The sequence below is a fragment of the Algoriphagus sp. 4150 genome (assembly GCF_031457395.1).
GTDB lineage: Bacteria > Bacteroidota > Bacteroidia > Cytophagales > Cyclobacteriaceae > Algoriphagus.
On sequence record NZ_JAVDWS010000006.1, the window covers coordinates 37557 to 59650 of the forward strand.

The window sequence follows — 22094 nt, forward strand, 5'->3', positions numbered from 1 at the left end:
ACCACCGTGGTTAAAAAAGACTTAAAAAAAAAGAGGGCCGAAGCCCTCTGATATAGTTTAGTCCATTCCCAAGAACTCCACATCGAATATCAAAATAGCATCGGGTGGAATTGCTTCTCCTTGTCCTACATTCTGATAAGCCCATGCGGCAGGAATTATTAATTTAGCCTTGGAACCTGATCTTAATCGACTAAATCCAATATTCCACCCAGGTATTACATTTCCTCCCAGCATAAAGGTAAAAGATCTATATATGCCATCTTCCTTATAGATATCATTATCTTTTGCCACTTGCTCTATAGTTGTCTCAAAAACAACTCCATCACTCATCAAAGAGCCTGTATAATCTATATGAAGTACATCCCCATTGATCGGGCGCGAGCCGGTACCCTCTTCTTGTACGATAATTATCACTCCGCGATCGTGGATGCGGTACAGGCTATCTATCGCGGCAGTTTTAAGGTAATCTGCAATGATAACGCTGTCCTTCGCCAGATTTCCGGGAATATCATATACCGGCCCCCTATCGTACGGATTATTGGGCTCGCAGCTCATAAATATCACTGCAATAGCCAAAAAGAAGAAAATACTAACTCGTTTTAAAATCATATTATTGCTTTGGTCCGGGAGTTACACTTAATAATTCTAGTTCAAACATGATAGGAGTATTCGAAGGAATTCTTCCATCTGAACTGCCGTGTTTTCCATAGGCATAAAAAGACGGGATGAAGACAGTAGCTTTATCTCCCACTTCCATTTGCAGGGCACCAAGTTCAAAACCCGCAATCAACTGTCCAAGGCCTATTCGAAATTTAAGCGGCTCATATTTTCTTTGAGAGCTAAATATACCTTCCTCCTTTGCAATATCTTCAAAGGAAGTGTCAAAAGCCTTATTGCTTAGCAGTCTTCCCACATAATTAACCCTTAAAGTATCGCCAAGACTCACTGTATCCTTGCTTCCGGATAATTCCTGCCAAATGATAGTGATTCCTCTCCCCTCATCATAAACTTTTTTCACATTAACTATAGAGGCAGTGTCAAGATATCCTTTAATTTCCGCTAAGTCATTATTGAAGATCACCTCGTCTGTAGCATCATCATCAATACAGGATGCAAAAGCAAAACTACCTGCTATCAGGCTCAAAATGGCAAATACTCTAATTTTCATTGTGCTGGTTTTAGTATGTTTACTTAGATATGCCTACAATACGTAGCTTATTGCACATCCGCTACATCCACATCAAAAACAAGCACGGAATTGGCAGGAATTTTTGCACCCATGGCATTCTCACCATAGCCGAGTGGAGAAGGAATAATGAATTTCGCTTTAGAACCTTTTTTCAAAAGCAACAACCCTTCATCCCAACCGGGAATTACCTGACCCATACCAACAGTCACCGGAAGTGCCTCGTAAGGACGTCCTTCGATAAATGCGTTGTTCTCCTTTGCCAATGATTCGATGGAGGTGTCAAACAACGTTCCGTCTATCAAATACCCGGCATAGTTCACACGCATAGTAGCACCTGCAGAGACAGGTTCGCCGGTACCTTCTTTTTCAATCACATAGTAAAGACCGCTTTCAGTCTTTTGCGCATCAAGTCCTTTTTCCTTGACAAACTCTTGGATAATCTTGTCTTCTTCCAGCAGCCTTTCTTTGGCTCTCTCTTCTCTTTTCACCTCTTCAGCTGCCATTACTTTCTCGAAATATGCCTGGATAGCTTCTTCATTCATGATTTCAAAGGCACCCAAACGTACTTTCACGACATCCTCTTCCTTCATGAAGGGAGGAAAGTTGTTGCCGAAGATAGTTTTTGCAGTAGATTCAAAGGCAATGCTGTCTCCTTTTCTTAGGCTAAGGAAGATCTCATCCATACCGTTATTTATTGGCATAGAATCATTTGCCTGCATATAGCCGGGGAAAGGCTGATCAGCAGTAGAATAGATCACAGAATCAGACCCTGTGGTGATCTGAAGGTTGTAAAGCAAAAATTCACCGTTTGGCGCTTTTTCATTTCCTTCTTTCACGTAGGTATATTCTATACCGTCTTTTTCTGTGACTTTAGTTTTTTTACATGAAGTCAAGGTACCCGCTCCCACCAAGAGAACAAGGATTGCCAAAAGGCTTTTTGAATTTTTCATAAAAGATAAGTGATTTTTCAAAGTAATAAGGAGGGGGTTCAAGCTAATCAATCTGCTGCAAGAGGGACAATGCGGAATAATTCGTTCTGGTGCTCTTCTACCAAAGATTCGAATCGCTCTACCGTATCTTTAAGACTCAATGTGGACTTGCCTCCAGAGGCATTTTTATGTCCACCTCCATCAAAATATTCTGCCGCAAACTTATTGACAGCTACTTCGCTGGATGATCTGAAAGAAATTTTGACACCGTCTTCGCGTTCCGAAAATAAGGCCGCCAGCTTTATCCCGTCCAAAGATAATGCATAATTGACCAAACCTTCTGTATCACCGGTACGGCTTTGGTATTTTTTAAGATCTTTTTTGCTGATCGCAAAGTACGCCATATGTAGATCTTCGTGAACTATCAGGCGGCGGCTGATCGCAAAACCTATAAATTTCAGTCTGTTGACCGAATTGGAATCATAGATCCAATTGGCAATTTGGGAGATATCCGCTCCGAGATCCACCAATTCCGCCACCACAAGATGGACATTCTTGGTGGTATTGGGATGTCTGAATCCTCCCGTGTCTGTCATGATCCCAGCATACAGACATTCTGCGATGTCTTTGTCCAGAAGTTTTTCATCCCCCAGCTGCACGATCAGTTCATAGACCAGCTCGCAGGTAGCGGCAGCTTCAGTACTCCATATACGAAAATCAGCAAAATCCTCGGGATCCTGATGATGATCAATATTGACGGTGTATGCTTCCGACTTGCGGATCATTTCACCTAATTCGTTTACCCTTTTTAAAACAGAGAAGTCCAAACAAAAAATAATATCCGCTTCATTTAATTTCTTGGTGGCAAGTTCGCTGTGCTTGGGATTGCTGAAATCCAGCACCTCATCATTGCCTTTCATCCAGTCCAGAAATGAAGGATAATCCGACGGGGTTACCACCGTCACCTCATGTCCTTTCTTGAGCAGGTAGTTAGCCAATCCCAATGAAGAACCCAATGCATCGGCATCGGGCTTGACGTGAGTAGTGATGAATATTTTTTTGGGTGAGGCTATCTCTCTCTTAAACGAGGCTAAAGCTTCAATTTTATACATTTAGCTGCTTTTTGGCTCTTGTAGTACGCAAAGGTCAGGAAATTTTTGACAAATCCCAATTATGCCAGCTCTCTGATAATGAATATAGTAGCCTGAAAATACAAAAGTTTTTATGGTGAATGCTGCGAAAAAGTCTATTTTTGCGCCCGAATTAAACCAATGAAAAACATACAACATGGCAACTAACAGAACATTCACCATGATCAAACCTGATGCTTTCGCAGATGGAAACTCAGGAGCAATTTTGAAAATGATCGAAGAGGCAGGCTTCAAAATCGTCGCCATGAAAGCGACCCGATTGACAAAGGAGATCGCCGGTAAATTCTACGAAGTTCACTCAGAAAGACCATTCTACGCTGATCTTTGCGCATATATGTCTTCCGGCCCTATCATCGCAGCTATTCTTGAGAAAGACAATGCAGTGGAAGATTTCAGAAAATTGATCGGTGCTACCAACCCGGCTGATGCAGCCGAGGGAACTATCCGTAAGATCTTTGCCAAGTCTATCGAGGCCAATGCTGTACACGGTTCTGACTCAGACGAAAACGCCGCTATCGAAGGAGCCTTCTACTTCTCCCAGATAGAAAGAGTAAGCTAATTCTACTTGAAAAATAAATTTTGAAAGCATTCCGTTTTGGGATGCTTTTTTTGTTTGAAGGTTTTAAACCACGGAGAGCACAGAGGTTTACACGGAGGACACAGTTTAGTGGTAATTGCATGCTGAGCGCCTGCATCTGTAGGTAAGAAAACCCCTTTCACTGCGTCATTGCGAGGAACGAAGCAATCCCTACATTATCCCGCTTCTCCCGAAGCCGGGTCTTCTATTCTATAGTCCGTTATCCTGCTTCTCCAGAAGCAGGATCTTCTATACTCTTCGATCCCATTGGGGAAGTTTGCCTTAATCAATGTTTTGGCAGCGCAGTCGGGAGACTGCAGTGAGACGGGGCCAAGCCTACCTACCGGTCAGGCAAGTCAGGAAAAATTATGTTTCAAACCACGGGGAACGCGGTAGTTCTGCCAGCTCACCAACCGAGGTTTATGCGGAGGACACAGTTTAATGATAAATTTACTGCGTCATGGCGAGGAACGAAGCAATCTCTTTGTCATCCAGATTCTCCTGAAGCTGGGTCTTCTATTCAATAGTCCGTTATCCTGCTTCTCCTGAAGCTGGACCTACTATATACTTCCATCTCACTTGGAGAACTTCAGCCAAATGAATGTTCGGTATAGCGGTCTGAAGACTGCAGTGAGACGGATCCAAGCCTGCCTACCTGTCCTGAAAACCGGATAAAATTTGGTCTAACTAGACCACTTACGTAGAAGTAAAATTCATCCAATTTCTAAAAGCAAGTATCTAGATACTTAATCAAGTGAGAAATCAATTTAAATCCCCACTGACAAGCTTTTTCCCTTCCCAGCCTGCTTTATTATACTTATTTAGAATAAGTATTTCTTTAAAATTTTATTTGTAATTACGTATTTATACTTATATTTGAGCTCTAAAATACGTAGCCATGAAAAAAGTTATTGTCATAGGAAATGGAATGGTAGGGTACAAGTTTTGCGAAAAACTGGCTGCCCACCCTCTTCGTGATCAATTTGAAGTAACAGTCTTCGGTGAAGAGTCCAGACCGGCATATGACCGCGTCCACCTAAGCGAATACTTCTCACTAGATTCAGCGGATAAGCTACTGTTAGCCCCCCGGAACTGGTATGCCGAGAATAACATCACGCTACGTACAGGAGAAATGATCACTTCTATTGACGTTGAGACCAAGCGTGTCTTTACGCATAAGCACGATTATTTAGAATATGACTACCTGGTTCTGGCTACAGGCTCTTCCTGCTTTGTTCCTACTATCAAAGGAGTAGACAAACCCGGGGTATTTATATACAGAACCATCGAAGATCTTGATGCCATTAAGGCATACGCACAAAAACTCAAGCTCGAGGGAAAATTAAAAGCCTCGGTTTTGGGCGGTGGCCTTCTTGGTTTGGAGGCGGCAAATGCCGCTAAAGAGCTCGGACTACAAACCGACGTAATCGAATTTGCCCCGCGCCTAATGCCACGTCAACTGGACAAAGCCGCCAGTGATATGCTTCAAGGCAAAATAGAAAGCCTTGGCATGAAGATTCACTTGGGCAAAAATTCCAAAGAGATCATAGGAGAAGAAGGAATCGAGAAAATTGAATTTACAGACGAAACTTCCCTCGAAACCGACATGCTGATTATTTCCGCAGGTATCCGCCCAAGAGACGAATTGGCGGTGAAATGCGGACTGAAAACAGGTGAAAGAGGCGGAGTATATGTGAATAATAAAATGGAAACTTCCGATCCGGCCATTTATGCCATCGGAGAAGTAGCTCTTTATAATAATGGTATCTACGGACTGGTGGCTCCGGGATATGAGATGGCGGGAGTCGCTGTAGATCAAATTACAGGGGGCGAAAAGCTTATGAGTCCTTCCATCGATATGTCTACCCAACTGAAATTGGTGGGAACGGAAGTGGCTTCCTTCGGTGATCCTTTTATCGAAAATGAAGAAATCACCGCAATCGTCTATGAGAACAAGCAGCGCGGAGTCTACAAGAGAATCAACATCACCAAAGACGGTTCAAAGCTACTCGGCGGAATCATGGTGGGTGATTCTTCGGATTACAACACACTTTTCCAATTGTACATCAATGCAATGAATCTTCCCGAGAACCCTGAAGATCTCATCTTGGGTTCCAGAGGAGGTGAAAGCAAAAGTGCATTGGGGTCGGTACTGGATTTGCCTGATACTGCGCAGATCTGCTCTTGCGAAGCAGTGAGCAAAGGAACGATCTGTGATTCGATCACCCGCGGTTCCTGCTGTACTTTTTCAGATGTAGTAAAGCAAACAAAAGCTTCCAGCTCCTGCGGTGGATGTAAGCCGATGGTGACGGATTTGGTTACGGCCACGCTGAAATCCATGGGACAGGAAGTGAAAGAAACGATCTGCGAGCACTTCGAATACAGCCGCCAGGAAATGTACGATTTGGTAAAGCTTCACAATATCGTGGATTTTGACGAAGCCCTGGATCGGCATGGCAAAGGTCATGGTTGCGAGATGTGCAAGCCGGTGTTGGCTTCGATTTTCGCCAGCATTTACATGGAAACCGCCAATCGTCAGGCCCCAATACAAGATTCAAATGATAGATTTTTGGCAAATATCCAACGAAACGGTACCTACTCTGTAGTTCCAAGGGTGCCGGGAGGAGAGATTACGCCGGAGAAACTGATGGTACTCGGACAAGTAGCCAAGAAATACGATCTGTACACCAAAATCACGGGCGGGCAGCGAATTGATCTCTTCGGGGCACAGCTTCATGAGCTGCCTATGATCTGGAAAGAGCTCATCGATGCAGGATTCGAAAGCGGACATGCCTATGGCAAATCACTTAGAACAGTGAAAAGCTGCGTGGGATCTACTTGGTGCCGATTTGGCCTGCATGACAGCGTGAGTTTCGCCATCAGAATCGAAGAGCGCTACAAAGGGTTACGTTCTCCCCACAAACTAAAAGGCGGTGTATCCGGCTGTATCCGCGAATGTGCTGAAGCCCGCGGAAAGGATTTTGGAGTCATCGCAGTAGAAGGGGGATGGAATCTCTTTGTATGTGGCAATGGAGGGGCTACGCCGAAGCACGCCATTCTTCTTGCCGAAAAATTAGACGACGAAACCTGCATCAAATACCTCGACAGATTCTTGGTCTACTACATCAGAACAGCCGCTCCACTTCAGCGTACTGCGCCATGGCTGGAAAAGCTGGAAGGCGGAATCGAGTACTTGAAAAAAGTAGTCGTGGAAGACAGTCTGGGAATTGCCGAAGAGCTGGAAGCAGAAATGGAAGAGCTGGTACAGCGATATGCCTGTGAATGGAAGGAAGCCATCGAGGATCCGCAGATGATGAAAAGATTCAAGCCATTTGTCAACTCAGACGAACCCGACGACAACTTGGTATTTGTGCCAATGAGAGAACAAAAGATGCCTAGACCCTGGTAATCCAATACGTATAAGATCATGGAAGAACTATTAAAAAACTATCAATCCGTAGCAGAGCAGCAGGCCATCAACTGGATCAAAGTAGGTCAGACGGATGACTTTCCCGAGAATGCCGGTGCTTGTGTGAAATACAATGCCAAACAAATTGCCGTTTTCCATTTCACCAGAACCAATTCTTGGTATGCTTGCCAAAATCTGTGCCCGCATAAGATGGAAATGGTGCTTTCCAGAGGCATGACAGGTGATATGCAAGGGATCCCAAAAGTAGCTTGCCCCCTTCACAAGAAGACCTTCTCGCTGGAAGACGGCAGTAATTTGAATGGAGAAGAATATAGTATTGCGACCTATCCGGTCAGGATTCAGGAGGGAAATGTATATATTGGATTCGCAGATTAATCCAATTTTACACATGAACAGATTCCAGAAAGCAATCTCATTGATCGATCAGGTCAATGCAGAAGATCCCACCAAAGAAGAAGTATCGGGAAAAGAGATTGCAAAAGAACTGTTGTACTCTATACGTATGACAGACAAACTCAACCAGTTTGCACCCGAATCCCCGGAAGCTATGCAGCTCGCCGTCAGGGCACAGCATATCGGAAGATGGAAGATCCCGAGAGCAGACTACCCTATGGACAGAGTGGGATATCTCCGCTGGAGGGAGGAGCTGAAAAAGATGCATGCCGATATGGCCGGAGAGATTCTCCAAGAGGCGGGGTACGATGAAGAGACGATAGAAAAGACAAAATTCCTGATCAGAAAGAAGCAGCTGAAAACAGATCCTGACACCCAAACCATGGAAGATGTGATTTGTCTGGTTTTTCTGGAATATTATTTTGAAGAATTCGCCGCCAAACACGAGTCTGCCAAAATCATCGACATCCTCCAAAAAACCTGGGCTAAAATGTCAGAAAAAGGACATCGGGCCGCTTTACAGTTACCATTTTCACCCTCAAGCCTTCAATTAGTCAAAGAAGCTATTACCTAATCAAATGACCGGTACACCGCGATCGCTGGATCAAGATACTTTTAATCGTCTCCGAAGACTTTATATCATTGCGTTGGGAGCCATTGCCATCTCCTTGATCGCAAGCCAGATTCTCATCAGAAAATACCTGAATGATCAGGAAAATGACAGCCGTCTCGTCAATGTAGCCGGCCGGCAGCGAATGCTGAGTCAGAAACTGAACAAGGAAGTGCTCTTACTGTCACACAGCCAATCTCCCAAAACTTCACACGTACTGACAGACTCGATACAAAGCACCTTGAACCGCTGGGAAAATGCCCATCAACTTTTACAGCTGGGCGATGAGGCACAGGATTTCATTGTAGACAACAGCCGGGAAATCACGCAAATGTTTGAGCAAATCAATCCGGACTTCGGGGAAGTAGTAGCCGCTACAAAGAATTTCCTTTTTCTCAAATCCGACAATGTGGAGGATTCCACTGCCATCGCGGAGCAGTTGAGGATAATTGAAACCAACGCAAACAGTTTTCTGATCAAAATGGATGAGATCGTAAATCAATACGATCACGAAGCCAAGGACAAAGTCTCCAACCTACAGCGGGTGGAATTGCTCATCACGCTGTTTACACTATTGGTGTTGGTGAGTGAGTTTCTGATCATCTTCTGGCCTTCGGCCAAAGCCATGAAAGCCAGTATCCAGGAATTGTTGGCTGCGGAGAAAAAAGCCATCCAAATGGCCAAAAATGCGGATATCCTCAGTCAGTCCAAAGAAAAATCGGTCAGGGAGCTACAAGCTCTCAGCAAAGCCATGGATCAGATTCTTCTATTTGCCCGAATCACACCGGAAGGATACATCACCCACATAGGCGAACGCTTCAGCAGACTTTATAAGGCCCAGAAATTCAATATCAATGCCAAGATCTCGGATCTGCTCTCTCCCTTGGAAAATGAGCAGCTCACGATAGACCGTATCATTGCCGAAAACAAAAAAGCCGGCTGGGAAGGGGAATTGAAAACCACCTCCCAGACAGGCGAAGATATCTGGCTGGATGTGTCCATGATTCCTTTTAACTCGGCTGAAGACAAGTCTGAATTGATTTTGATCTGCTTGGATATCACCAAGCGGAAGGAGTTTATGCATCAGGTGGAGCTGCTGACCAAAGAGAGTTTTGAGGAAAAAATGCATCAGCAGAAGGTGATTTCTAGACAGATCATCGAGAACCAGGAAAATGAGCAAAACCGCATAGCAAAAGATATTCATGACGGAATCGGACAGATGCTCACGGGACTGAAGTACCTGCTGGAAAGCGTGGATTCTTCTGATCCCGAGAAAGCCGAAGTGAAGATCATCAAACTCAAAGAACTCACTTCGAATATTATTAAAGGCGTAAGAACAGCAACCTTCAATCTCACTCCTCCGGAATTAAAGGACTACGGGATTGTGCCCGCGCTTACAGAACTGACACAGGAACTCTCCAAGCTCACGGGGAAGAACATCGTCCTATTCAACAAGTCAGAATTCTCCCAGCGACTGGATTCTCTGGTAGAGATCAACCTCTACCGCATCACGCAGGAAGCGATCAACAATGCGATTAAATACGCAGATTCCTCCCATATCATCGTCACCGTCTCGCACAGTCAGAATATCCTCAGCATCATCGTGGATGACAACGGAAAGGGATTTGATCAATCGAAGCTAAAATCCAAACCGGATGAGGAAGGCGGAATGGGACTTACCTTTATGAAAGAGCGGGTTAAATACATCAATGGTCGGCTGTTCATCAATTCTTCTCCGAATGAAGGCACCAAAGTCACACTCAACGTACCTTTGGTCTAGATTTTCTAGATTTTTATACGTAAATTCTGTTTCTTTACTACGTATTTACCTAAGCGCATATGAACCCGATCAAAATAGTTTTAGCAGATGATCACGAACTGGTACGGGACGGCATCAAGTCCTTGCTGGAGAGTGAGAAAGAATTTGAGGTAATCGATGAAGCATCGGACGGTATAGAAGCACTGGAAGTAATCGCCCTGAAAAACCCGGATTTACTGATTGTGGATATCCGTATGCCGCGAATGAACGGACTGGAAGTAGTGAAGGAAATGAGTAAACGCTTCCCTCACGTCAAGAAACTTGTACTTTCCATGCACGACTCAGAAGAGTACGTAGTGGAAGCCATTCAGGCGGGAGCTGACGGATACTTGCTCAAAGGATCTTCTAAAAGTGAGTTTTTGAAGGCATTACACACTATTTCTGCCGGAGGCAAGTTTTTTGCCGGCGATGTGTCCGCCTATATCATCAATAATTTCGTCAATGGAAAAACCAAAACATCTTCCAAATCTGATGTGGTTCCCGAGGAATTGGCAAACCTGACCAATAGGGAAAAGCAGATTCTTGAATTGATTCTCGAAGGGAAAGGAAATAATGAAATTGCCGATGCACTGGAAATCAGTAAAAGAACGGCAGAAGTACACCGGTTTAATTTGATGAAAAAGATGAATGTCAAAAATCTCGTGGAACTGACCACAAAATCCAGAGAATTAAACCTTATCTAAGTACAATAGTCAATATTATACGTAGTCAAGAATCCACTTGGAGCCACTCCAAGTGGATTTTTTATTTTTTATCTAAAAAAATTACGTATTACGTATTGTAATTACGTATTAATACTTAATTTTAGCAAGACAAAAATAAGTATTATGAAATCAAGCCTGCCTGAGGCCACAGGCAGGGATTCCATAACCTGCTCCAACTAACCAGAGTGCCCTTTGAAAATCAAATTATAAATACATGAAATCGAGCATGACGAAGAACGTCACACAGAGGGATGATTATCCGCTATGCGAGATTCCATATGGCCATTGAAAAACAATTATAATCATATGAAACCACTACTTACACACAAGGCGACACGGTTGAATCTTTTGGATATCAAATCCGTCCCGATCCGAACCTTTTGGATCACTTCTATCGCATTCTTTATTTGTTTTTTCGCATGGTTCGGTATTGTGCCCTTCATGCCGGATGTAGTCAAGGATCTGGGACTTACTCCCGCGCAAAAATGGAACGCAACAGTTCTTGCCGTAGCGGGAACAATTTTCGCCAGATTACTGATCGGCAAACTATGCGATAAGTATGGTCCAAGACTCTGCTACACCTGGCTTTTGGTCTTGGGATCCATTCCCGTAATACTTAGCGGTCTGGTTCAGACACCGATGCAGTTTTACATTTGCCGTCTATTGACCGGATTTATCGGAGCATCCTTTGTGATCACTCAGGTACACACCTCCCTTATGTTTGCTTCCAATGTGGTGGGGACGGCCAATGCCACCTCAGCAGGTTGGGGAAATCTAGGCGGTGGAGCAAATAGACTTGGCATGCCGATCATAGCAGCGATAGTCATAGGACTGGGAGTCGCGGAGGCTGATGCCTGGAGATATGCTATGGTGATTGCAGGCATAGTCTGTTTTACCATGGGATTGGTGTACTACTTCTTCACAAAGGATACTCCTGAGGGCAACTTCAAAGAATTAGAAGCAAGAGGAGTAAAAGTTCCCACCACCAAGAAGGACAAAGTCGGTTTTATGGAAGCGCTGAAAGACTACCGCGTATGGTTGCTTTTCATTGTTTACGCCGCCTGTTTTGGAATAGAACTGACGGTATACGGAACCATGGATGATTACCTTCAAAACACGTTTCAGCTAGAGCGGATCACAGCAGGCAATATTGTGCTTTCATTTGCGCTGATGAATATTTTCGCCAGAACACTGGGAGGATTTTTCGGAGACAAATTCGGAAAAACAAAAGGACTAAAAGGGAGAGTCTGGTTTTTGGCAGCAATCTTAATTGCCGAGGGTCTGACGCTTAGCCTGTTCTCTCTAGCCACTAGCCTGGCTGTAGGTTTTGTACTTTTGGTTGCCTTCAGCCTTACGGTACAGATGGCAGAGGGAGCTACATACTCTGTTGTACCTTTTGTGAACAGAAAGGCAATCGGCTCAATTTCGGGAATTGTGGGAGCCGGCGGGAATTTTGGAGCCTTTTTGGCTGCACTGTTCCTAAGCTCCAAATCTGCGGTAGCTGAGAAAACCGCCTTGATCGCAAGTGAAGCGCTGGGGGCTGAGGCAGCGGCTGCAGCCCAGTCAGCAGCGGCAGCAAGTGCAGTGTCAACGGGCTATTTGATTATTGGCGGATTGATTGTCGTATCCGGCATGGTCGCGTTGGCGATCAGGTTCAGCACCGAAGATGAAAAAGTGGCAGAGGTAGAATTAAGCAAACTACAGCCTGAATTAGTGAGAATAGATAATTAACTTGTAGCAACAGTTCCCAAAATAGCTCTTCCGTGATTGGTTCCTATCATTCGGACGAGCTATTTTGCTCTTAATCAATTTCCAATTGTAATTTCAACCAGTGATCCCTGATAAAAAAGTCAAAACCACTTGTTCCTACTGCGGCGTCGGCTGTGGCATAGTTGCCGGTGTGGATTCTCAAAACAAAGTACAAGTAGAAGGCGATAAAGACCATCCTGTCAATCAAGGCATGCTTTGCTCGAAAGGCATGAATCTCCACTACGTGGTCAACGATACTTCAGACAGAATCCTATATCCTGAAATGCGCTGGAGCCGCTCCCATCCAAGGGAACGGGTAAGCTGGGACGATGGGCTGGACAGAGCTGCGGGTGTCTTCAGATCCCTGATCCAGAAATATGGCCCTAAAAGCGTGGGATTTTATATTTCTGGCCAATGCCTGACAGAGGAGTATTACATCGCAAACAAGCTTACCAAGGGCTTTCTCGGCACCAATAATATCGATACCAACAGCCGCCTGTGCATGAGCTCAGCTGTGGTGGCCTATAAAAAAACCTTTGGAGAAGATTCGGTTCCCATTTCCTATGAAGACATAGAGCTTGCGGATGCCTTTTTGATCGCCGGAGCAAATCCTGCCTGGTGTCACCCCATTCTATTTAGGAGACTGGAAAAGCACAAAGAGAAAAACCCGAATGTGAAGATTATCGTGGTGGATCCCCGAAAAACCGATTCCGCGGCTTTCGCTGATATTCACCTGCAAATCATTCCGGGGACAGACATAATTCTGTACAATGCCATAGGCAAAAGGATCATCGATATCGGGCTGGCCGACAAAGAATTTATAGAAAAACACACGGAAAACTACCTGAAATACCGCAAGCAAGTCATGGCAACCTCTCTGAAAGAGGCGGCTAAACTCTGTGGTATTGCTATCGAGGACATCAAAAGAGTAGCCGAGATCATCGGTGAATCCAGAGGATTTATCAGCATGTGGGCGATGGGACTAAACCAAAGCGCAATCGGTACGGACAAGAACTTTTCGCTTCTAAACCTGTCCTTGGTAACCGGCAGAATCGGTAGGCCCGGAAACGGCCCCTTCTCCCTCACCGGCCAGCCAAATGCGATGGGAGGAAGGGAAGTCGGCGGAATGGCTAGCTTACTGGCAGTTCACAAGGAGCTAAACAATCCAGTTCACAGGCAAGAGGTGGCAAATTTCTGGGGAGTAAATGAGATTTCACCGGAACCCGGCTACTCTGCCACTGAGATGTTTGACGCACTCGAAAGCGGAGAGATGAAGGCTGTTTGGATCATCTGCACCAACCCTATGGTAAGCTTGCCGAATTCCAAGAAAATTGAGAGGGCCCTTCAAAACGCCAAATTTGTAATCGTACAGGATATCTCGCACAAAGCTGACACAGTGGAATATGCCGACTTGGTACTTCCCGCTGCAGGATGGCTGGAAAAGGAAGGAACGATGACCAATTCCGAACGTCGGATTTCCTACTTGAACAAAGGCATCAATCCTCCCGGCGAGGCAAGACCCGACGTGGAGATTCTCTGTGATTTTGCCCGAAGAATGGGCTTCCGTGGCTTCAATTACAATAATTCTGAGGAAATCTACGAAGAGTATTGTGCCATGACGAAGGGTACAAACATTGATATTTCTTTCCTTAATTACGATAGGCTGAAAAGCGAAGGTTCCTTTCAGTGGCCGGTTCTCGAGTACAGACACGGGGGAACTCCCAGGCTTTTTGCCGACAAAAAATTCTTCACACCGAGTCAAAAAGCGGTATTCAATATTCCTGCGCAAATCACCAATACCTCTGAAAAAACCAGCAAGGAATACCCTTTGATTCTTACCACCGGACGGGTGAGAGATCAATGGCACACGATGACCAAGACCGGTAAAGTATCCCGACTACGTACGCATTACCCGAGTCCTGTGCTGGAGATCAACCCCATCGATGCCTATCTGGACAAGGTGAAAGATGGCGATGTGGTGGAAGTAAAAAGCAAAAACGGCGTAGTCAGGGTCAAGGCTAAACTTTCTACAAGCATCCGTGAAGGGGTAGTATTTCTTCCCATGCATTGGGGCAAGCAACTCCAAAGCGATCTCAATCGGGCAAACAATCTGACAAAGACTGAAGTCGATCCCCAATCCAAAGAACCTGACTTCAAATTCACTACAGTTTCAGTTTCCAAATACAAAAAAAAGTCAGAAAAAATCGTGGTCGTAGGAGCCGGAGCTGCAGCTTTCCGCTTTATCCAAAACTACCGGGAACACAACGGACATGATCATATTCATGTCTTCTCCAAAGAGCCACACCCTTTTTACAACAGGGTCCTTCTACCTGAATATGTCACTGAAGAATTGACTTGGGAGCAGCTTCAGAAGATCAAAGAACATGAGCTCAAAAAACTGAAAATCACGCTTCATACAGGACTATCCATAGAGAAAATTGATCCTGAGAAGCAGGTAGTGGTAGATGATGACGGACTGGAATACGAATTCGACAAGTTGATCTTAGCGACCGGAAGCAGGGCCTTCATTCCGAAAGATGCCCAGTTGGACTTGCCGGGGCGCTTTACCATGCGGAGTAAAATAGATGCAGACCGATTTAAGGATTACCTGGATTCTACTAAACTACCACCGGAAAATCAGCATGTGGTGATCATCGGCGGTGGATTGCTTGGTCTGGAGCTTGCGGCTGCATTGCAGCATAACCGGGTGAAAGTAACCATAGTACAGCGTGCTTCCCGGCTTATGGAGCGGCAGCTGGATGAAGTATCAAGTAAGTTGCTTTCTCTCGACGTGCAAGAGCGTGGAATTCACGTCTATTTCGACAATGAAGTAAGTACAGTATTCGATGATGAAGAACATAAATCACTGTCTATTACGCTGAAAAGCGGAAAAATAATTTATGCCAACGCGGTAGTGTATGCCATCGGGACTCAACCAAACATCAAGATCGCCCGGGACAATGGCATTCTATGCGGCCGGGGTATCAAGGTAAACCAGCATTTACAGACGAATTACCCGAATATTTTTGCCATAGGGGAGATTGCGGAATTTCAAAATCAGCTTTTCGGGATCACCTCAGCTGCTGAGGAGCAGGCCATGGTCTTGGCAAATTATATCGCAGGTGATGTGAGCAGTATTTACAACGGCTCCGTACTGATGAATATATTGAAATTTAAAGACCTGGAGCTCTGCAGTATAGGAGATATCCTGATCCCTGAAAATGACGATTCCTATGAGGAAATCATTTTTACAGATATGAGCCGCCGTTACTATAAGAAATGTATCGTGAAGGATGATCTGCTTATTGGAGCAGTACTGATGGGGGACAAAAATGAATTCGCTGAATTCAAGTCCCTGATCGAAAACAAAATTGAGCTTTCCGAAAAAAGAAAATCTCTGCTGATGGGCTCTTCGGACACCCGTCCGGTGATCGGAAAATTAGTCTGCAGCTGCAGTCGTGTAGGTGAAGGAAATATCACCGAAGCCATTGCAGGCGGATGTTCGGATTTTACTGCGCTTTGCCAGCAAACGGGTGCAGGCTTAGGGTGCGGAAGTTGCAAAACGGAGGTTAGAGAGATTCTTCACCAATCAAAAGTACCGGCATAAAATCGAGCCTGCCTGCGGTAGGCAGACATGACCCCGTACCTACGGGAACACAGAGGGGATGATTATATCCAGTCATACACCGCATCAGCAGATTTGCTTGTTGTTATGGCGCGTTGGGGTGACGCAGCACGAGGGTGCGGCTGGTATGAGGGCGGAAGATTGCTGGCGTCTTGGCCTTTTGGTTCTTTTGGGCCAAGCCAAAAGAACAAAGAAATCAAGCCTACCTGTGGCAGGCAGGCCTGATCCCGCGCCTACGGGATCATACAGAAGGTTATTTAATAACCCATTTAAACTCGCTTGACTATTTCTCTAAAAGAAAAACTTAATTTGTAAACACATGAAACAGACCTATTCAAGAGTAGTGGTGAAAGGCGGAGTATTATCTCCGGCCGAACTTAAGCAGATCTTAGAATTGGCCGAAAGCGCGGGTCTGGATACTATTTCTTTGGGTTCACGTCAAGACATCCTTTTTATCAAAGAGGATGATATGCTGGAAATAGACGCTCAAGACAAATTTCAGTTGGTATCTCCTGAGGAAATAGGAGCAGAAAATATCGTCTCATCGTATGTGTGTTCCGATATTTTCCCAAGCACGCCCTGGCTTACAGGAGATCGGTATCTGTATATATTGGAGCAATTCAGAGTTCAGCCAAATCTGAAAATAAATATTACTGATCCCAAGCAGCGGTTAGTCCCACTATTCACAGGCCACCTTAACTTCATTGCTTCAGCCCACGAAGACTATTGGTATCTATACGTACGCCTTCCACAGTGGGAGGATACGATGATGTACCCGGCACTGATTTACAGTTGGGATATGGCAAAGGTAGCTTCGGCCATCGAGGACATATTACAGGAAGAACCGGAGACGGTGGAGTTCCTTTTTGAACTGGTCAATGACGCAGTGGACTCCAATAACCGGACGGTGGACAATCCGCTGGAAGTACCTTTTTACCCTTTCCCGTATTATGAGGGGATCAATCGGGTAGGCGACGACCGCTATTGGCTGGGCTTGTACTGGAGAAATAACAAATACTACATAGACTTCCTGAAAGTGCTTTGTGATCTGTGCGCAGACAGCCGGATAGGTAAAATCTCCATCACACCCTGGAAATCCATTATCATCAAAGGGATTCCGGAAAATACAAAAATTGAATGGGAACGACTTCTGGGCCGCTATGGAATCAACGTGCGGCACTCCATGCTGGAGCTGAACTGGCATCTTCCTGTGAACAACAAATCTGCCCTTAAGCTCAAAGAGTATCTGGTGGACAACTTTGACAAAAGAGACATCAGCACCTATGGGCTGACTTTTGGAATCACGGATTACACTAAAAAAGCGTATTATTTCACTTCCATTATTATAGAAAAAAACCAGCCTCCGGTAGGTCTGGAGGGGATAAAAATCCGTAATACGTACAACCTGCTTTATGCCAAAAATTTCGATCCTAACACACAACAATACATCGTCTATGTACAGGAAGTGGACAAGGTCGAATTGCCGGGCCTTTTGATTGAGCTCAGCAAGATGTATTTCGAGCAGTTGGGAAAAAAACAGGAAGAATCCAAAAAGCTATCCAAGCCAAAAGAGACGGTAAAAACAGAAGCTTATCAATGCTCGGATTGCCTGACTGTCTATGATCCCAGGTATGGAGATTTCAGCCGGGCGATTGCACCACTTACCCCTTTTGAGGAGTTGCCGGAGGACTATCGCTGCTCGCTGTGCGAAGCTCCGAAGTCGAAGTTCTCAAAAAAGATTTTTGAGAAACAGATAGAATGATTAGTTGGCAGTGGACAGTCTCAGTTGGCAGAAAGTTTCAATCTGAAAACTAGACACACTGTTCAACGAGAAGAGCGGACTGTGAACAGCGGACAGGAAATTGAGATCCGGTGCACAGTGATCAGTCTCAGTAGGCAGAATGTATATCAACTGAAAATTCACACATAAAAATACTTAGATAAAAATACGTATTAATTCAATCAATAATTAAGTATTTATACTTATATTCGTTCGGGTTTAACTTTACCACGCTCGAACTATGAAAAGAATTTTTACACTCGTTTTGCTTTCGTTATGTCTTGGCAGTCAGCTGAAAGCACAGGAATTCACACTTGATGCAGATATTCGTCCACGATTAGAATATCGTCACGGATTTGGAAATCTCTTTCCGGATAATGCCAAGGCTGCGGCATTTGTCACCCAACGCTCCAGACTTAATTTGGGTTTTAAGGACGAAAAATTAAGTCTTTACTTCAGCGTTCAGGATGTAAGCACTTGGGGAGACACACAGCAGCTTAGCATCTCAGATGACAACAATTCCTTTTCCCTTTTTCAGGCATGGATTCGTTACGCATTCACTGAAGATTGGGCATTAAAGCTGGGAAGGCAGACGATCTCCTACGATGATCAGCGGATATTGGGAGAAGTGGATTGGGCGATGCAGGGAAGATTTCATGATGCGGCGATGATTCAATATTCCAAGAACAAATTCAAATTGGACTTGGCATTTGCCTTCAATCAGGAAGCGCAAAACGCATTCGGTACAGATTACACCATCACAGGTGCATTTTCATATAAAACCATGCAAATGGCACATTTGACGAAAGCTTGGGACCAAGCTTCGGTCAGCTTTCTCTTTATGAACAATGGTTTCCAGAAATATACCGATGAGCCTACACCACAAACAGACGGTTTATTTTACCGACAAACTTCCGGTACTTACTTCACATTCCCGCTCTCAGTCCTCACTATCACAGGGTCTGCCTATCTGCAAACGGGAAAGGCTAATGCCTTCACCGACCTCAGTGCCTACCAGTATATGGCGGAAGCAAAATACAGCCTCGGAAAGGCAACATTAATTGCCGGTTTTGAGTCATTGAGCGGAACTGATCAAGGTGGAGAAGGGAAGAACAAATCCTTCTTTCCTCTCTACGGAACAAACCATAAGTTCAATGGATACATGGACTATTTCTACGTAGGAAATCACGCAAACAATGTCGGACTGAATGATGTCTATGGGAAGATTGCCCTAGCGCTTGGAGAAAAATCCGCACTCGGATTAAATACCCATGTGTTCTTCGCAAATGGCAAAATGGCAAGTGAGCTAAGCCAAAATCTGGGAACAGAATTGGACCTCGTATTCTCCAAGAACATCGCCAAATACATCAAAATGAATGTGGGCTATTCTCAACTGTTTGCCACAGAAAGTATGAGCTCGGTGAAAGGAGGAATCCCTTCAGACAATATCAACTGCTGGGGATGGACACAGCTGATCATCAATCCCAGATTGCTGACACATACAGTAAAGCAGAATTAATTTGATCCCCTGAATCTCTCCTTCGCTCCATCCAAAAATCCGACAAATGCCTGAATATCGGTATCGTAACCTTTGGGTGGAGCGAGGAGATTTCCATTATGGTCCAAGATCACATAATATGGTTGGGCATTGTTTTTAAAGCGGGTGATCTGAAAATCCGCGTTTTGCTTCCCCATTGTCTTTTTCACTTTCCCATCGTATTCGGAAGTATACCAATCGCTCTCCGGCAGCTCCAATCGCTCATCGATATAAAGCGCCACCATCACAAAGTCCTCCTTCAGTCTTTTCAACACCTGCGCATCTACCCAGACATTCTCTTCCATTTTTCGACAATTCACACAGCCATGCCCTGTGAAGTCGATAAGCAAAGGTTTATTGGCTTTTTTGGCAGCCCGCATGGCTTGTTCGTAGTCAAAATACCCTTGGATCCCATGAGGAATTTCCAATGGGATATCTGCGTATTTCACCGGTTCGCCAAGAATATTTTCGCCCGCGTCGGTCATACTTAACCCGCCGGTTAATTTGTACTGCTGGGTAGACATAGGTGGAAGGAACCCACTTAGGTATTTTAGCGGAGCGCCAAAAAGCCCGGGGATCATGTAGAGCACAAACATGAATGTGAGCAATGCCAAAAGCAAGCGTGGCACACCTATGGTGTCTGAGGGAGAATCGTGCGGAAGACGGATTTTCCCCAAAAGATAAAGTCCCAATCCACCAAAAATCACGATCCAGATGATCAGGAAAATATCACGGTCAAGGATTCCCCAGTGGTAAACCAGATCAGCGATAGACAAGAATTTGAATGCCAGTGCAAGCTCGAGGAAGCCTAAAACCACTTTCACAGAATTCAACCAACCTCCGGATTTCGGTAGGCGATTCATCCATTCCGGGAAAATGGCAAACAGTGTAAACGGAATAGCAAATGCCAGAGAGAAGGCAAACATCCCCAGGATAGGTTTCACCAATTCTCCTCCGGCAGAAGAGATCAAAATAGAACCTACTATAGGCCCGGTACAGGAAAAAGACACCAAAACCAGTGTAAAAGCCATAAAGAAAATCCCTGTCAAACCACCTTTTTCTGCCTTTTCGTCCACTTTATTGACTAGCCCTGAGGGCAGGGTAATCTCGAACATCCCCAGAAAAGCCAAAGCGAAGAATATGAAAACCCCAAAGAAAAACAAATTGGGCAGCCAGTGTGTTGCCAGCCAATTGGCGAACTCCGGCCCTTGGATAGCCGCTACCGCCGTGCCCGCGACCGTATAGATAGCAATAATTGAAAAACCATAGATGGCAGCATTTCTGATCCCAGCTGCTTTGCTTTTCGCTCTGCCGGTAAAGAAACTCACCGTCATCGGGATCATAGGAAAAACACATGGAGTAAGCAAGGCCGCCAAACCGGCCAAAAAAGCCAATACCATAAATCCCCAAAGCGATTCTTTTTCCTGCTCCGGAATAATTTCAATGGAAGAAGTTGCCGCGGATGCATCTACTTCCATTGACGGATTATCGTCATTGCGATCCGCCACAGACGGAGAAGCAATCTCATCATCACTTACAGATTGCTTCGTCGTCGTTCCTCCTTCTCGCAATGACGGGTCGGCTCCTATTTCCGCTTCATTTGATGATTCAAATTCAGTGAAAGGTTCTGTTGTCTCACTTGCAGTAAATGTAAGTTCAAAGTCCTCCTCATAAGGTGGAGTGCATTTTCCGGTTACATCATTACACATCTGATATTCTAAGGCACCTTGAATAATGCCTGATTCCGCTTTTAGGAGGATTGCTTGTTCAAATTTTCCTTTTCCTATGAAATACTTGACATCACCTTTCCAGATATCTTCGTACTTTTTCTTAGAATCAATTGCTGTGAAGTCACCTATTAACTCATAAGTCTTTGATTTATCCAGCTTCAAAGTCGTCAAAATTGGACCGAGCTTCGGATCAAAATCATTGGCATAGATATACCAGCCAATTGGAATTTGTGCCTCAAACACCAAAGTAGCTTTTTCTCCTTGCACCAAACTTTTTGGTTTGATGGAAATCAGCCATTTGGGAGGAGCAATAATCCCCTGTTGCTCTGCTTTCTGCTGTCCAGCTTCCGGGGAAGCTGGACTGTTTGTTGCTTGCTTTGCTGTAAAAGCCAACAGAATATCCTCTTCATAGTTGACGCATTGACCCGTAAGGTCAGAGCACATCTGATATTCTATAGTCCCTGAAAATTCCCCTTTGTCAGCTTGAGGGATAAATGCCTGCTCAAATCTGCCTTTTCTAATAAAATATTTGACCTCTCCTTCCCATACTTCCTCGTACTTAGTCTTCGAGTCAATCGCTTTTAGGCCTCCTTTTAACTGAAAACTCTTAGAATCATCGAGTTTAAGTATAGTTAACAGTGGCCCTAAATCAGGATCAAAATCATTTGCATAAATATACCAACCCGCAGGAATTTCGGCCTCGAAGACAAGTTTGGAATCCTCTCCCACCGATAGATTTTCCCTGTCTATGGAAATTGTCCATTTAGGAGGAGCTATGATTTGTGCCTGCGCGTAGAAACTAAAGAAAAGCAGTGCCAGAAGTACGGGGTATCCTGATTTTCCGAGGGTTGTTGTCATGTAATAATGATTG

Annotated in this window: 16 protein-coding genes; 11 read left to right on the forward strand and 5 right to left on the reverse strand. The window is 44.7% G+C overall.

Going from position 1 to position 22094, the window contains the following annotated elements; translation table 11 throughout:
• Positions 1-57 precede the first annotated feature (57 nt).
• From J2X69_RS10285 to J2X69_RS10300, 4 genes are read right to left on the reverse strand one after another with little or no spacing between them, the layout of a single operon-like run.
• Positions 58-609 carry an FKBP-type peptidyl-prolyl cis-trans isomerase gene (locus J2X69_RS10285; RefSeq protein ID WP_310102605.1) on the reverse strand — a complete coding sequence of 184 codons (552 nt, stop codon included), beginning with the start codon at positions 607-609 and terminating at the stop codon, positions 58-60.
• 1 nt (position 610) lies between these two features.
• A complete protein-coding gene (locus J2X69_RS10290) occupies positions 611-1168 on the reverse strand; it encodes an FKBP-type peptidyl-prolyl cis-trans isomerase (protein ID WP_310102608.1) in 558 nt (185 codons plus the stop codon).
• A 47-nt stretch (positions 1169-1215) separates the two neighbouring features.
• Positions 1216-2139 (reverse strand): FKBP-type peptidyl-prolyl cis-trans isomerase, encoded by a 924-nt coding sequence (locus J2X69_RS10295; RefSeq protein ID WP_310102612.1) that lies wholly within the window; start codon positions 2137-2139, stop codon positions 1216-1218.
• Between the two features lie 47 nt (positions 2140-2186).
• On the reverse strand, positions 2187-3221 hold the full coding sequence (locus J2X69_RS10300) for a bifunctional oligoribonuclease/PAP phosphatase NrnA (protein ID WP_310103092.1): 1035 nt from the start codon (positions 3219-3221) through the stop codon (positions 2187-2189).
• Between the two features lie 184 nt (positions 3222-3405).
• Between J2X69_RS10300 and J2X69_RS10305 the strand changes: the two genes are divergently transcribed.
• The 11 genes from J2X69_RS10305 to J2X69_RS10355 all read left to right on the forward strand — a co-directional run bounded on the left by J2X69_RS10305 (position 3406) and on the right by J2X69_RS10355 (position 19475).
• Complete coding sequence (locus tag J2X69_RS10305; protein ID WP_310102615.1) at positions 3406-3828, forward strand: nucleoside-diphosphate kinase; 423 nt, start codon at positions 3406-3408, stop codon at positions 3826-3828.
• Positions 3829-4744: 916 nt separating this feature from the next.
• A complete protein-coding gene (gene nirB / locus J2X69_RS10310; protein ID WP_310102617.1) occupies positions 4745-7255 on the forward strand; it encodes a nitrite reductase large subunit NirB in 2511 nt (836 codons plus the stop codon).
• An 18-nt stretch (positions 7256-7273) separates the two neighbouring features.
• Positions 7274-7651 (forward strand): nitrite reductase small subunit NirD, encoded by a 378-nt coding sequence (gene nirD, locus J2X69_RS10315; protein WP_310102620.1) that lies wholly within the window; start codon positions 7274-7276, stop codon positions 7649-7651.
• Positions 7652-7664: 13 nt separating this feature from the next.
• Positions 7665-8243 (forward strand): DUF4202 domain-containing protein, encoded by a 579-nt coding sequence (locus J2X69_RS10320; RefSeq protein ID WP_310102623.1) that lies wholly within the window; start codon positions 7665-7667, stop codon positions 8241-8243.
• A gap of 4 nt (positions 8244-8247) precedes the next feature.
• Positions 8248-10059: an ATP-binding protein gene (locus J2X69_RS10325; RefSeq protein WP_310102626.1), complete on the forward strand. Its 1812-nt coding sequence runs from the start codon at positions 8248-8250 to the stop codon at positions 10057-10059.
• Positions 10060-10118: 59 nt separating this feature from the next.
• A complete protein-coding gene (locus tag J2X69_RS10330; protein ID WP_310102628.1) occupies positions 10119-10781 on the forward strand; it encodes a response regulator transcription factor in 663 nt (220 codons plus the stop codon).
• A gap of 327 nt (positions 10782-11108) precedes the next feature.
• Positions 11109-12533, forward strand: a complete 1425-nt coding sequence (locus tag J2X69_RS10335; RefSeq protein WP_310102631.1) for an MFS transporter — start codon at positions 11109-11111, stop codon at positions 12531-12533.
• 103 nt (positions 12534-12636) lie between these two features.
• On the forward strand, positions 12637-16158 hold the full coding sequence (locus J2X69_RS10340; RefSeq protein WP_409014414.1) for a molybdopterin-dependent oxidoreductase: 3522 nt from the start codon (positions 12637-12639) through the stop codon (positions 16156-16158).
• A 27-nt stretch (positions 16159-16185) separates the two neighbouring features.
• On the forward strand, positions 16186-16401 hold the full coding sequence (locus J2X69_RS10345; RefSeq protein WP_310102637.1) for a hypothetical protein: 216 nt from the start codon (positions 16186-16188) through the stop codon (positions 16399-16401).
• 94 nt (positions 16402-16495) lie between these two features.
• Complete coding sequence (locus J2X69_RS10350; RefSeq protein ID WP_310102640.1) at positions 16496-17938, forward strand: rubredoxin; 1443 nt, start codon at positions 16496-16498, stop codon at positions 17936-17938.
• 259 nt (positions 17939-18197) lie between these two features.
• Complete coding sequence (locus J2X69_RS10355; protein WP_310102643.1) at positions 18198-19475, forward strand: alginate export family protein; 1278 nt, start codon at positions 18198-18200, stop codon at positions 19473-19475.
• Here the strand turns inward: J2X69_RS10355 and J2X69_RS10360 are convergent.
• Positions 19472-22081, reverse strand: coding sequence for a protein-disulfide reductase DsbD domain-containing protein (locus J2X69_RS10360; RefSeq protein ID WP_310102646.1), 2610 nt, complete (start codon positions 22079-22081; stop codon positions 19472-19474). The two genes, J2X69_RS10355 and J2X69_RS10360, sit on opposite strands and share 4 nt — an antisense overlap.
• Positions 22082-22094: the final 13 nt, after the last annotated feature.